The sequence below is a fragment of the Pseudolabrys sp. FHR47 genome (assembly GCF_005153485.1).
GTDB lineage: Bacteria > Pseudomonadota > Alphaproteobacteria > Rhizobiales > Xanthobacteraceae > Pseudolabrys.
Genome location: NZ_CP039740.1, coordinates 2,396,351 through 2,409,803 on the forward strand (window position 1 = coordinate 2,396,351; position 13,453 = coordinate 2,409,803).

The following is a 13,453-nucleotide window of genomic DNA, read 5'->3' on the forward strand; positions in this document are numbered from 1 at the left end:
AACCGATCCACAGGGCCTGACGATCGTATGAGCCTCGACCAGGCCACAACGGCTGAGATTACAGGTACGGCTTCGCCGTCCAGACGGGAAGGCTCAAGCCGCGTTCTCGGCCCCATCGCCGTCGTTCTGGCGCTCTTGTCGGCTTTCGCCACGTTCATCGTGCTCGCCGACCTGACGCCGATCGCGCCGACCCACTACGTCGTCGTCTCGCTGCTGCTGGCCAACGCGGCCACCGTCATCCTGCTGCTCGCCATCATCGTGCGCGAGGTGTGGCAGGTGGTGCAGGCGCGGCGCTCGGGCAGGGCAGCCGCGCGGCTGCATGTCCGCATCGTCGGGCTGTTCTCGATCATCGCCGCCGCGCCGGCGATCCTCGTCGCCATCGTCGCCAGCGTCACTCTGGACCGTGGCCTCGATCGATTGTTCTCAAACCGGACCCGTGCCGCGATCGAGAACTCGCTCGTCGTCGCCGAGGCTTACCTGCGCGACCACGCTCAGATCGTCCGTTCCGACATTCTGGTGATGGCCTTCGATCTGTCTCGCGCCAGGCAAGTGATCGAGGAAAGCCCCGAACAGCTCAAGCAATTCCTGAATTATCAGGCCGCGGTGCGCGGCCTTGCCTCCGCGATCCTGTTCGATGGCGATCTCAAGGAGATCGCGCGGGCCGACGTTCGCACGAACCAGACCTTTGCGCTGCCGCCGCGTGAAGCGCTGGCGACCATCAGCGACAAGGAGCCGCAACTCGTGCTGCTGCCCGACACCAACTATGTCGCGGCGGTCATCAAATTGCAGAACTACGACAACCGCTTTCTCTACGTAACGCGCCTGCTCGATCCGCGCGTCGTACCGCAACTGCGCGAGACGCGCGCCAGCGTGTCCGAATACATTGCCATCGAGCAACGGCGCTTCGGCGTCCAGGTCGCCTTCGGCCTCATGTACACGGTGATCGCGCTGATCGTGCTGCTCTCGGCGGTATGGATCGGCTTCAACTTCGCCAACAAGCTGGTGGCGCCGATCCGCCGCCTGATCGGTGCGGCCAATGCCGTGTCCGAAGGCAATCTTTATGTCCGCGTGCCGGTGCGGCAGTCCGAAGGCGATCTCGCGCATCTCGGCGAGACCTTCAACCGCATGACGCAGGAACTGCGCACGCAGCGCGACGATCTGGTGCGCGCCCGCGACGTCATCGACACCCGCCGTATCTTCACCGAGGCGGTTCTGGCGGGCGCCAGCGCCGGCGTCATCGGCGTCGACACCTTCGACAATGTCGCCATTCTCAACCGCTCGGCCGAAAAGCTGATCGGCTATACCGAGGCCCAGGCCGTCGGCAAGCCGCTCAACGAAGTGTTTCCCGAACTCGCCGGCATTATGCTGGCGGCCAAGCATGGCGGCCGCACCCAGGACCAGGTCACGATCAACCGAGCAGGGCGCGAGCGCAATCTGTCGGTGCGCGTCACCAGTGAGCGCTCCGGCGCTACCAACCACGGCTATGTCGTTACGCTGGACGACATCACTGAACTCGTCACCGCGCAGCGCTCGTCGGCCTGGGCCGACATCGCGCGGCGCATCGCGCACGAAATCAAGAACCCGCTGACGCCGATCCAGTTGTCGGCCGAACGTCTGCGTCGCAAGTACGGCAAGGTGATCGGCGAAGATGCAGGCGGCGTTTTCCAGCAATGCACCGACACCATCATCCGGCAGGTCGACGACATACGGCAGATGGTCGACGAGTTCTCCAAGTTCGCGCGCATGCCCAAGCCTGTCATCGTTGGCGAGGACGTCGCCGACGCCGTACGTCAGGCGGTGTTCCTGCAGCGCGTCGGCAATGCCGATCTCGATATCTCGGCCGAGATCACCGAAGAGCCGCTGCACGCCCAGTTCGACCGTCGCCTGATTTCGCAGGCGCTCACCAACATCATCAAGAATGCGACCGAGGCCATCGCCGCCGTACCGGATGCCGAGCGCGTCGAAGGCTGGAAAGGCACGATCCGTGTCTTTGCCGGCCGCGACGGCGAGAACATCGTCATCGACGTGGTCGACAACGGTATCGGCTTGCCCAAGGAAAACCGAAACCGGTTGATGGAGCCCTATGTGACGACGCGCGAGAAGGGCACCGGCCTTGGTCTCGCCATCGTCGGGCGCATTCTGGAGGAACACGGCGGCGCGCTCGAATTGCGCGACGCCGCCGACAAGATTCCGGGTCAGCGCGGCGCCTGGATGCGGATGCGGTTTTCCGCCGCCGCAAAGCCTGGCGCGACGCACTCAGAGTCCCCCGAGGTCGCGCCTGCGGCCGATCCGGAAAAGACGACAAACGAGTAACAGCGCATGGCAGCAGAGATCCTCATCGTCGACGACGAAGCCGATATCCGCGATCTGGTCGCGGGCATCCTGGAGGACGAGGGCTTCGTCGCGCGCACCGCACGCAACAGCGACGACGCGCTGGCGTCCATCGTGACGCGGCGGCCGAACCTGATCTTCCTCGACATCTGGTTGCAGGGCTCCAAGCTCGACGGCCTGCAGTTGCTGACTATCCTCAAGGCCGAGCATCCCGAGATCCCGATCGTGATGATCTCGGGCCACGGCAACATCGAGACCGCGGTCGCGGCCATCAAGCAGGGCGCCTACGACTTCATCGAAAAGCCGTTCAAGGCCGACCGGCTGGTGCTGGTGGCTGAACGCGCGCTGGAGACGTCACGGCTCAAGCGCGAGGTGCGGCAGCTGAAACAACTCGCGCCGTCGCCCTCGACCCTGGTCGGGCGCTCGGCGGCGATGTCGAGCCTGCGGCAGGCCATCGACCGCGTTGCGCCGACCAACAGCCGTGTGCTCATTGTCGGCCCCTCCGGCGCCGGCAAGGAACTCGCCGCGCGAACCATGCACGAATTGTCGCAGCGCACGGGCGGACCTTTCATCGTCATCAACGCCGCGGCGATCACGCCCGAACGCATGGAGACCGAGCTGTTCGGGGTCGAGGCGAACGGCACTGAAGCGCGCAAGACCGGCGCGCTGGAAGAGGCGCATGGCGGCACGCTGTTTATCGACGACGTCGCCGACCTGCCGCGCGAAACTCAAAACAAGATACTGCGTGTGCTGGTCGATCAGACCTTCAGCCGCGTTGGCGGTTCGAGCAAGGTCGCCGTCGATGTGCGCATTGTCGCCTCGACCGCCCGCAATCTCGAGGCCGCGATTGCGCAGGGGCAATTCCGCGAGGACCTCTATCACCGTCTCTCCGTGGTGCCGGTGCGTGTGCCGCCTTTGTCGGAGCGCCGCGAGGATATCCCCGAGCTCATCGATTACTTCATGGATCAGATCTCGCAATCGACCGGCCTGCCGAAACGCCGGATCGGCGAGGACGCCATGGCGGTACTCCAGTCGCACAATTGGCCGGGCAATGTACGCCAGCTGCGCAACAATATCGAACGCCTGATGATCCTCGCCGGCGGCGATCCAGACGCCGTGATCAATGCCAGCATGCTGCCGCAGGATGTCGGCTCGATGGTGCCGGCCATGCCGAATGGCAATGGCGGCGAGCAGTTGATGGGATTGCCGCTGCGCGATGCCCGCGAAGTGTTCGAGCGCGAATATCTGGTGGCGCAAATCTCCCGCTTTGGCGGCAACATCTCGCGCACCGCCGAATTCGTCGGCATGGAGCGCTCGGCGCTGCATCGCAAGCTCAAGGCGCTGGGAATAGGCTAGCGCACCATGTCCCGCATCGCTTACGTCAACGGCCGGTATCTGCCGCACGCCGAAGCCGGCGTGTCCATCGACGATCGCGGTTTCCAGTTCGCCGACAGCGTCTACGAAGTCTGCGAAGTCATCGGCGGCAAACTGGTCGACGAGCGCCGCCACATGGCGCGCCTGCAGCGCTCGCTCGATCGTCTGCATATGGCGCGACCGGTGTCGGTGAAAGCGCTCGCTGTCATCATGCGCGAGACCATCCGCCGCAACCGTGTCACCGACGGCATCGTCTATGTGCAGGTTTCCCGCGGTCAGATGCGCCGCGACTTTACGTTCCCGCCTGAGGGCACGCAGCCGACCCTGGTTGTCACAGCGCGTAGCAACGATTTGGCGAAGATCGAGGCGCGCGCCGCCAAAGGCATTGTGGTCGTCACCGTGCCGGACGAGCGTTGGCGCCATGTCGATATCAAATCGGTGTCGCTGCTGCCGAACGTGCTGGCCAAGCAGACCGCGCGCGACAAGGGCGCGCATGAGGCCTGGCTGGTCGATGCCAAGGGCTATGTCACCGAGGGCGCGTCATCGACCGCCTGGATTGTCACCCGTGACGGCATCCTGGTGACGCGGCCACTGGCCGGCGACATCCTGCCGGGCGTCACCCGTTCGGTCTTGCTAGATCTGATCGCCGAACAGGGGCTGCGCTTCGAGGAGCGGGCCTTCACGGTCGAGGAGGCCCATGCGGCGCGGGAGGCCTTCGTCACCTCCGCCAGCCAGTCGGTCATGCCGGTGACCGAAATCGACGGGCGTCCGGTCGGCAACGGTGCGCCGGGATTGACGGCCGGCGCCCTGCGCCGCGACTACCACAGCAGGGCGGAATTCAGCTGAGCCCCGACAGCGTCCATAATGCACCAAAATGGTCCATATTTCAGTGGCTTGAGGCCAAAACATCGACGTTTCGCTTGCGCGAACGGGCAGGGTGCCATCTAATAGGATTTCCCGGGCCTCGGATTCCACCGCTCGACAGGGGATACCAGCGGTGTCGCCGAGGACTAAAGGGCAACGATTGTCTCGCGCGTTAAGATGCGAGCTAAAAAATGGACCACGGCCATGGCTGCCGATCGAGCGCAGAACTTACAAGACACGTTTCTCAACCACGTCCGCAAAGCGAAGATTCCGCTGACCATCTTCCTGGTCAACGGCGTGAAACTGCAAGGCGTCGTCACCTGGTTCGATAACTTCTGCGTCCTGTTGCGTCGGGACGGGCATTCGCAGCTCGTCTATAAACACGCCATCTCGACCATCATGCCCGGACACCCGATCCAGTTGTTCGAAGGCGGCGAAGAACCACTGACGCCGGAAAAGGCGTAAGCGCATGATCCCGAAAAGTGGTCCTCCGGTTTTCGGGTAAGATCATGCGCCGGAAAAGATAGCTCATTGGAACTGCGTGATCGCGACAAGAGTGCGGACCTGCTGACTCCCTCAGGGTCAGGCAGCGGGCGTGCGCTCGTCATCGAACCCTATCTGCGCAGCCAGGGTGGCGCGAGCGCCGACACGCGCACGCCGCAGGCGCGCCTCGACGAGGCGATGGGGCTGGCGCGCGCCATCGATCTCGACGTCGTCGAAGGCGGCCTCGTGCCGCTGCAGGTCGTCAAGCCCGCGACCTATATCGGCTCCGGCAAGGTCGATGAGATCGCCGGACTGGTGAAAGGCCATGAGGCCTCCGTCGTCATCATGGATTGCCCCATCTCGCCGGTGCAGCAGAAGAACCTCGAGAAAGCCTGGAACGCCAAGGTCATCGATCGCACCGGCTTGATCCTTGAAATCTTCGGCCGCCGCGCCCGGACCAAGGAGGGCGTGCTGCAGGTCGAGCACGCCCATCTGACCTATCAGAAGGGCCGGCTGGTTCGCTCCTGGACGCATCTTGAGCGCCAGCGCGGCGGCTTCGGCTTCCTCGGCGGTCCCGGCGAGACCCAGATCGAGGCCGACCGGCGCATGCTTTCGGAGCGCATCGGCAAGATCGAAAGCGATCTGGAGAAGGTCAAGCGCACCCGCAAGCTGCATCGCGAGAGCCGCAAGCGCGTGCCGTATCCGATCGTCGCGCTGGTCGGCTACACCAACGCCGGCAAATCGACCTTGTTTAATCGCATGACCGCGGCGAGCGTCCTCTCGGCCGACATGCTGTTTGCCACGCTCGATCCGACCTTGCGCTCCATCGACCTGCCGCACGGCACCCGCATTATCCTGTCGGACACCGTGGGCTTCATCTCCGATCTGCCGACCATGCTGGTCGCGGCCTTCCGCGCCACGCTCGAAGAAGTGATCGAAGCCGACATCATCCTGCATGTCCGTGACATGTCGCACGAGGACACCGGCGCCCAGTCGGCCGATGTCGCCAAGGTGCTCGGCGAGCTCGGCATCGAGCCGACCGACCGGCGCATCATCGAGGTCTGGAACAAGATCGACGCGCTCGACGCCGACGGCCGCGAGCGCATTCACAACCTCGCCGCCCGGCAGGCCCCGGAGCGTGCGCCGATCATCGTGTCGGCGCTGACCGGGGAGGGCATCGACAACCTCACCGGCGCGATCGAAAACCGTCTCGGCGAAAGCCGGCAAACCTTGTCGGTAACGCTTGATGCATCGGATGGCGCCGGCCTGAGTTGGCTCTACCGCCACACCGAAGTACTCGACAAGACAACGGACGACGAGGGCCATGTCTCGGTCACCGTCCGCGCCACACCCGACAAGGCTGCGCAGGTGAGGGCTAAATTCGCGCTGTAGCTGACGTTCAAGCCATCTCACGCATCCATCATCAAATCATCATGAAACCCGGCGCAAAAGCAGCGCCTATGCGGCGTGTGAAGTGCGCCGCCCGTTCCGGAATTCGCTCTCCATGATCCGCCTCGACAACATCAGCAAGCAAAACGGCCACCAGATCCTGTTCATCGAGGCTTCGGCCGCGCTCAACCGCGCCGAAAAGGTCGGCCTTGTCGGCCCCAACGGCGCCGGCAAGTCGACCTTGTTTCGCATGATCACCGGGCAGGAGGCGCCAGACGAAGGGCAGGTGGTCGTCGATCGCGGCATCACCATTGGCTATTTCAGCCAGGATGTCGGCGAGATGTCGGGCCGCAGCGCCGTTGCCGAAGTCATGGACGGCGTCGGGCCGGTCAGCGAAGTCGCTGCCGAGCTGAAAGAACTCGAAGCCGCCATGTCTGATCCCGATCTGGCCGATCCGGACCGCGCCGACGAGATGAACGCCATCATCGAGCGCTACGGCGAAGTGCAGCAACGCTTCTCCGAACTCGATGGTTATGCCCTGGATGCCCGCGCCCGCGAGGTGCTGGCAGGCCTGAGCTTCACCCAGGATATGATGGACGGCGACGTCGGAAAGCTATCCGGCGGCTGGAAGATGCGCGTCGCGCTGGCGCGCATACTCTTGATGAAGCCCGACGCCATGCTGCTCGACGAGCCGTCGAACCATCTCGATATCGAGAGCCTGATCTGGCTCGAGCAGTTCCTCAAGGGCTATGACGGCATGCTGATGATGACCTCGCACGACCGCGAGTTCATGAACCGCATCGTCAACAAGATCGTCGAGATCGACGGTGGTTCGCTCACCGCTTACTCGGGCAATTACGAATTCTACGAGCAGCAGCGCGCGCTCAACGAGAAGCAGCAGCAGGCGCAGTTCGAGCGCCAGCAGGCGATGCTGGCCAAGGAAATCCGTTTCATCGAGCGTTTCAAGGCGAGGGCGTCGCACGCCGCGCAGGTGCAGAGCCGGGTGAAGAAGCTCGACAAGATCGAACGCGTCGAGCCGCCGCGGCGGCGCCAGAGCGTCAGCTTCGACTTTCCGCCGGCGCCGCGTTCGGGCGAAGACGTTGCCATCCTCAAGGACGTCGCCAAGGCCTATGGCAGCCGCACGATCTATGACGGCCTCGATTTCTCGATCCGGCGCCTCGACCGGTGGTGTGTCATGGGCGTCAACGGCGCCGGCAAATCGACGTTGCTCAAGCTGATCGCCGGCACCACCGAACCCGATGGCGGTACGGTCACGGTCGGCGGCAGCGTCAAGATGGGTTATTTCGCGCAGCACGCCATGGACCTGCTCGATGGCGAGCGCACCGTGTTCGAGCAGCTCGAATACACCTTCCCGCAGGCCAGCATCGGCTCACTGCGCTCGCTCGCCGGCTGCTTCGGCTTCTCCGGCGACGATGTCGAAAAGAAATGCCGCGTCCTGTCCGGCGGCGAGAAGGCGCGGCTCGTCATGGCGATCATGCTATACGACCCGCCGAACTTCCTGGTGCTCGACGAGCCGACCAACCATCTCGACATGGCGACCAAGGAAATGCTGATCGAGGCCTTGTCGAAATACGAAGGCACCATGCTGTTCGTATCGCACGACCGGCATTTCCTGGCCGCGCTGTCGAACCGCGTGCTCGAACTCACGCCCGACGGCGTCCACGCCTATGGCGGCGGCTACACCGAATATGTCGCCCGCACCGGCTACGAAGCGCCGGGCCTGCATAGCTGAACCAGACCCCCGCGGGCTCAGGCTATTGCCTTGCCTTGTCGCTTCTGGTGACTTGCGCGCAATCGACGCTCTGCATCGAACAAAATGGGGGGCTGACGTGGCCTACGCGAACTATCCGAGCCTCAAGGACAAGGTCGTATTCATTTCCGGCGGCGCCAGCGGCATCGGCGAATCCATCGTGCGGCACTTCGCCGAGCAGGGCGCGAAAGTGGGTTTTGTCGATATCGCCGACGATGCGGCCAAAGCGCTGATCGCGGACATCGGCGCCAAGGCCAAGGTCCACTACGAGCATTGTGACGTCACCGATATCGCCGCGTTGAAAACGGCTATCGGCAACATCCGCAAAGCGCTCGGGCCTATCACCATTCTGGTCAACAATGCCGCACACGATCAACGTCACAAGATCGACGAGGTCACGCCGGAGTTCTGGGACAACCGGATCGCCGTCAATGTGCGGCACCAGTTCTTTGCCGCGCAGGCGATCTATCCCGACATGCAGGCCGCCGGCGGCGGCGCGATCATCAATTATTCGTCGAGCGCCTGGCTCACGGGCGCAATGAATCTCGCGGCCTATTCGACTTCGAAAGCAGGCGTTCTCGGCCTGACCAAATCGTTGGCGCGCGATCTCGGCGTCCACAATATCCGCGTCAACGCCATTATTCCGGGCTGGATCATGACGCAGCGCCAGCTTGATCTGTGGCTGACGCCCGAAGCCGAAAAAAAACTGATGGAACGGCAGTGCCTGAAGCACAAACTGCATCCGGCGGACTGCGCGCGGATGACGCTGTTTCTGGCCTCTGACGACGCCTCCGGCATCACCAGCCAGAGCTTCATCGTCGATGGCGGTAGGCTCTAGGCGGACGTACTACGTCTCCGCCGCCTTGGCCTGATCCCACAGCGCGTCCATTTCGGCGAGTGTGGCATCCTGTGGCTTCCGGCCTTGTGACGCCAGCGCGGCCTCGATGGCGGTGAAGCGGCGTTCGAATTTGGCGTTGGTGGCGCGCAGGATCGCTTCCGGGTCGGCGTCGAGATGCCGCGCCAGATTGACCACGGCGAACAGGAGATCGCCGACTTCGGCAGCGGCTTTCTCGTTCTCGGCGCGATCGAGCTCGGCCTCGATCTCGTCGGCCTCTTCGCGAATCTTGGCGAGCACCGCGCGCGGATCGTTCCAGTCGAAGCCGACGCGGCCGGCCTTCTGCTGCAGCTTCAGGGCGCGGGTCAATGCGGGCAGGGCGACCGGCACGCCATCAAGGGCACTCGCCGGCTTGTCGCTGACCGCGACGCCTTTGGCAGCCGCTTTGGCGGCTTTCTCCCGTTGCTTGATGTCTTCCCAGAGGTCTTTGACATGGGCCGCGGTTTTGCCGTCGGCATCGGCAAAAACATGCGGATGGCGCCGGATCATCTTCGACGTCACGGCATCGACCACGCCGCCGAAATCGAACGCACCTTGCTCCTGCGCCATCCGGGCGTGAAACACGACCTGGAGCAGCAGGTCACCGAGTTCATCGCGCAGATCGACCAGATCATTGCGCGAGATCGCGTCGGCGACCTCGTAGGCTTCCTCGATCGTGTATGGCGCAATGGTCGCGAAGTTCTGCTCGAGGTCCCACGGGCAGCCGGTCACCGGCGTGCGCAGCGCGGCCATGATCTCGATCAGGCGGGAGATGTCACGGGATGGCTTCACGGGCGGCTCATGAGCGTTCGGAACGATGCCGGGCACCGTAGCGGCGGAAGTCCGCCAAGGCGCGGCGGGCGGCGGGCTTATCCAGAGACTTCGCCAGCCCCGCCGATCTCAACCCGATTCGCATAAGACATATTATGGAATATTTCTGTGTGGCCGGATTGACCAGAAGCCGACGCGACACATCAGGATTTCCGCGCATTTTATTGAAATCGCGCAGTTTTCCATGCGCCATCAGGCCTCGATCTGCATGCCGTCATAGGCCGGCTCAATGCCGTCCGGCAGCGTCCGGCGCAGCGTCTGATAGTCTAGATCGGTGTGCATGTCGGTCAGGATGGCGCGCTTCGGCTTGATGCGCGCGATCAGCGCTAGCGATTCCTCGAGGTTCATGTGGCTCGGATGCGGTGCCTTGCGCAGCGCGTCCACGATCCAGATGTCGAGTCCTTCCAGCGCCGCGATGCTGTCCGGCGGCAAGCCCTTCATGTCGGTCGAGTAGGCCACATCGCCGAAGCGGAAGCCGAGCGAGACGATATCGCCGTGGTCCTGCAGAAACGGCAAAAGCTCAATAGGGCCTCCCTGCCCCTCGATCGTCACCGGCTTGCCCGGCTTGAGCCGGTGCTCGGCAAGGATCGGCGGATAATTGCTGCCTGCGGGCGTCCTGAAACAGTAGCCGAAGCGGGCATGCATCGCGATCGAGGTCGGCTCGTCCATGTAGACATCGACGAGGCGCCGGTGCTTGACAAACATCGGGCGCAGGTCGTCGATGCCGTGGGTGTGGTCGGCGTGCTCGTGGGTGATCAGGACGCCGTCGACCCAGTCGACATTGGCGTCGATGAGTTGCTCGCGGATATCCGGCCCGGCATCGATCAGGACGCGCGTCACCTTGTCAGGCGCGGCAATGCGTTCCACCAAAAGCGCGCAGCGGCGGCGGCGGTTCTTCGGCTCGGCCGGGTCGCAATCGCCCCAGCCCAGCGCGACGCGCGGCACGCCCATGGACGAGCCGCAGCCGAGAATCGTAAAACGCAGCGTCATCCGGCCTTCCTAGCATCGCCGGCAAGCGAACGCGGTACTTTCGAGAACAGGCGAAAGAAGTTCTCCGTGGTCTGCCGCGCAATTTCGGTCTCCGATACGCCGCGCGTCTCGGCCAGCACCTTGGCCGTGTTGACGACGAAAGACGGCTCGTTGCGCTTGCCGCGATACGGGATCGGCGCAAGGAACGGCGCGTCGGTCTCGACCAGAATGCGGTCGGCGGGCAGGTCGCGGGCGATGTCGCGCAGCGCTTCGCCGTTCTTGAAGGTGATGATGCCGGTGAAGCCGATATAGAGGCCGAGCTCGACGGCCTTGAAGGCGAGATCGCGGCCGCCGGTGTAGCAATGCAGCACGGCCGGGAAGGCGCCCTTCCCGATTTCTTCTTCAAGGATCGCGGCGCAGTCCGCATCGGCCTCGCGCGTGTGGATCACCAGCGGCAGCCCGGTTTCGCGCGCCGCCGCGATGTGGCGGCGGAAGCCCTGGGCTTGCAGGTCGCGCGGCGACTTGTCGTAATGATAATCGAGGCCGGCCTCGCCAATGGCGACGATCTTGGGGTGCCGGGACAGCGTCACAAGCTCGCCCGTGGCGATATCCGGTTCTTCCTGGGCGTTATGCGGATGGGTCCCGACTGAGGCAAAGACTTCCGGATATTTCTCCGCGACCGCAAGGACTTGCGCCAGCTTTTTCACCCGGGTTGAGATCGTCACCATGCGCCCGACCCCGGCCGCGCGCGCCCGCTCCACGATCTGGTCGAGTTCGGGCGCGAATTCCGGGAAATCGAGGTGGCAGTGGCTGTCGACGAGCATCAAGGCTTTTTCGGCTGATTTTTTGGCTTTTTGGGCTCTTTGGGAGCGTTGGCGGCATCGTCCGCCGTCTCCGGCTCGACATAGCGCGGGAAGACGCCCTGCGGCGCCGGCAGAGCCGAGCCTGGCGCAATGCGCTTGCCGCCCTCGAGCGCCGCGAAGCTGCGTTCTTCGGCCGGAATGGCGAGGAGGTCGAGCAGTTTGCCGGCCGACACCGGCATCACGGGCTGGGCGAGGATGGCGACCTGCCGGATGATCTCCGCGGTGACGTAGAGGATCGTCCCCTGCCGCGCCGGATCCGTCTTGGCCTTGGCCCAGGGCGCCTCGGAGGCGAAATACCGGTTGGCATCGGCCACCACCGACCACACCACGTGCAGCATCTGGTGGAGCTGCTGCGTCTTCATGTGCTCACGTGCCGCCAGCAGCATGGCGTCGGCCGCCGCGAGGATGGTCTGATCCTCCGGCGTGAATTCGCCCGGCACTGGCAGCTTGCCATCGAAGGCCTTGCCGACCATGGACAGCGAGCGCTGCGCCAGATTGCCGAGATCGTTGGCGAGATCGGCGTTGATGCGATTGACGATGGCCTCATGGCTGTAGCTGCCGTCCTGGCCGAACGGCACCTCGCGCAGGAAGAAGAAGCGCATCTGATCGACGCCGTAGGTCTCCGCCATGGTGAAGGGATCAACGACGTTGCCGACCGACTTCGACATCTTCTCACCGCGGTTGAACAGGAAGCCGTGGCTGAAAATGCGCTTCGGCACCGCGACGCCTGCCGACATCAGGAAAGCCGGCCAGTACACAGCGTGGAAACGCACAATATCCTTGCCGATCACGTGCAGCGCGGCGGGCCAATAACGCTTGAATTTCGGGTCGTTTTCGTTGGGGAAGCCGACGCCGGTGATGTAGTTGGTCAGCGCGTCCACCCACACATACATGATGTGCTTCGGGTTACCCGGCACCGGAATGCCCCAGTCGAAGGTGGTGCGCGACAGCGACAGGTCCTTGAGACCGCCCTTCACGAAGCTTGCCACCTCGTTCAGGCGCTCCTTCGGCAGCACGAAGTCCGGCACCTTGGCGTACAGCTCGAGCAGCTTGTCCTGGTAGGCGGACAGCTTGAAGAAATAGCTCTCCTCCTCGACCCACTCGACCGGCGTGCCGGTCTTGGTGGCGAGGCGCGTGCCCTGCTCGTTCACATGGGTCTCGTCCTCGGCGTAATAGGCCTCGTCGCGCACCGAGTACCAGCCGGCATATTTGTCGAGATAGATGTCGCCCTTGGCCTCCATCCGCCGCCAGATCTCTTCGGATGAGCGGTAATGGCGCTCCTCCGTGGTGTGGATGAAGTCGTCGTTCGACAAATTGAGCATCTTCACCATGGCTTCGAAGCGCGGCACGTTCTGGTCGCGCAACTGCCGCGCCGTCAGGCCGAGTTTGGCCGCGGTCTGCTGCATCTTCTGGCCGTGCTCGTCGGTGCCGGTGAGGAAATAGACGTCGTAGCCGTCCAGCCTCATGAAGCGGGCGATGGCGTCGGTCGCGATCGCCTCATAGGCGTGACCGATATGCGGATGACCGTTCGGGTAGGAAATGGCCGTGGTGATGTAAAAGGGCTGCTTCGCGGACATTGAGGCCTTCACCGGGGCCGTGGCGGCCCCAAAAACCGGGCGCGAGAGGGTTCCGCAGCCCTTGGATTCTGCGGGGTTAGGTAACAACCCCCTGCCGCTTCGGCAAGCAAGGCGGTTCTAGAGCCAT

Annotated in this window: 11 protein-coding genes; 7 read left to right on the forward strand and 4 right to left on the reverse strand. The window is 63.8% G+C overall.

Translation table 11 applies throughout. The features are described from left to right. Positions 1–27: 27 nt before the first annotated feature. The 7 genes from E8Q40_RS11830 to E8Q40_RS11860 all read left to right on the forward strand — a co-directional run bounded on the left by E8Q40_RS11830 (position 28) and on the right by E8Q40_RS11860 (position 9,050). Positions 28–2,313, forward strand: a complete 2,286-nt coding sequence (locus E8Q40_RS11830; protein ID WP_137044754.1) for a PAS domain-containing sensor histidine kinase — start codon at positions 28–30, stop codon at positions 2,311–2,313. A gap of 6 nt (positions 2,314–2,319) precedes the next feature. Beyond that, positions 2,320–3,687, forward strand: a complete 1,368-nt coding sequence (locus E8Q40_RS11835; protein WP_137044755.1) for a sigma-54 dependent transcriptional regulator — start codon at positions 2,320–2,322, stop codon at positions 3,685–3,687. Between the two features lie 6 nt (positions 3,688–3,693). Next, positions 3,694–4,551 carry a D-amino-acid transaminase gene (locus E8Q40_RS11840; protein ID WP_137044756.1) on the forward strand — a complete coding sequence of 286 codons (858 nt, stop codon included), beginning with the start codon at positions 3,694–3,696 and terminating at the stop codon, positions 4,549–4,551. Positions 4,552–4,773: 222 nt separating this feature from the next. Then, complete coding sequence (gene hfq, locus E8Q40_RS11845) at positions 4,774–5,034, forward strand: RNA chaperone Hfq (RefSeq protein ID WP_056911246.1); 261 nt, start codon at positions 4,774–4,776, stop codon at positions 5,032–5,034. Positions 5,035–5,100: 66 nt separating this feature from the next. Continuing rightward, entirely contained in the window at positions 5,101–6,444 is a 1,344-nt protein-coding gene (gene hflX, locus E8Q40_RS11850) for a GTPase HflX (RefSeq protein WP_137044757.1), read from the forward strand. Positions 6,445–6,556: 112 nt separating this feature from the next. Continuing rightward, positions 6,557–8,194, forward strand: a complete 1,638-nt coding sequence (locus E8Q40_RS11855) for an ABC-F family ATP-binding cassette domain-containing protein (protein WP_137044758.1) — start codon at positions 6,557–6,559, stop codon at positions 8,192–8,194. A gap of 97 nt (positions 8,195–8,291) precedes the next feature. Beyond that, complete coding sequence (locus tag E8Q40_RS11860; RefSeq protein WP_137044759.1) at positions 8,292–9,050, forward strand: SDR family NAD(P)-dependent oxidoreductase; 759 nt, start codon at positions 8,292–8,294, stop codon at positions 9,048–9,050. 9 nt (positions 9,051–9,059) lie between these two features. Here E8Q40_RS11860 and mazG read toward each other — a convergent pair whose 3' ends face one another. The 4 genes from mazG to metG all read right to left on the reverse strand — a co-directional run bounded on the left by mazG (position 9,060) and on the right by metG (position 13,326). Then, a complete protein-coding gene (gene mazG / locus E8Q40_RS11865; protein ID WP_137044760.1) occupies positions 9,060–9,878 on the reverse strand; it encodes a nucleoside triphosphate pyrophosphohydrolase in 819 nt (272 codons plus the stop codon). A 231-nt stretch (positions 9,879–10,109) separates the two neighbouring features. Continuing rightward, entirely contained in the window at positions 10,110–10,907 is a 798-nt protein-coding gene (locus tag E8Q40_RS11870) for an MBL fold metallo-hydrolase (protein ID WP_137044761.1), read from the reverse strand. Further along, a complete protein-coding gene (locus E8Q40_RS11875) occupies positions 10,904–11,710 on the reverse strand; it encodes a TatD family hydrolase (RefSeq protein ID WP_137044762.1) in 807 nt (268 codons plus the stop codon). Before E8Q40_RS11875 ends, E8Q40_RS11870 begins: the two co-directional genes overlap by 4 nt. Beyond that, a complete protein-coding gene (gene metG, locus E8Q40_RS11880; RefSeq protein ID WP_137044763.1) occupies positions 11,710–13,326 on the reverse strand; it encodes a methionine--tRNA ligase in 1,617 nt (538 codons plus the stop codon). The genes E8Q40_RS11875 and metG overlap by 1 nt, the downstream gene beginning before the upstream one ends. Between the last annotated feature and the right edge of the window lie 127 nt (positions 13,327–13,453).